The organism is Bacillus sp. SIMBA_026 (assembly GCF_046535335.1).
GTDB lineage: Bacteria > Bacillota > Bacilli > Bacillales > Bacillaceae > Bacillus > Bacillus velezensis.
This window is the reverse complement of record NZ_JAWRWX010000148.1, coordinates 1-273: the sequence shown is the minus strand read 5'-3', so window position 1 is coordinate 273 and position 273 is coordinate 1. Positions and strand designations below refer to the sequence as shown.

Sequence of the window (273 nt, the reverse complement as noted above, 5' to 3'; positions counted from 1 at the left end):
GCCGAAGATGCAACGGGCCAGTCCGGGGTGATGATGCTGGAATACGTGGCTGCTGCAGCGGTGGGGCGGATTCGCGCGAACGCCCAACCGGTGAGCTTGCAAACCGTCGTGTTGTCATTGGGTGCGGAGGAAGATGCAAGCTTCGCAAGCGTGGCCTCGGCCCAGCTGCAGTCCACTGCCGAAGCCTTGGCAACTGTTACCGCCGTCGAACTTATTTGTGCCTCGAGGGCGTTGCGGAACTCTTCGGGCCGCCGGCCCTGGAGTCGCAGCGCC

The 273-nt window shown here is 64.1% G+C and carries 1 protein-coding gene; it reads left to right on the top strand.

What is annotated here, in order from left to right; all coding sequences use genetic code 11:
* Nucleotides 1-30 precede the first annotated feature (30 nt).
* Nucleotides 31-273, top strand: a 243-nt coding sequence (locus SB847_RS21010) for an aromatic amino acid lyase (RefSeq protein WP_410578548.1), incomplete at its 3' end; no start/stop codon positions are given.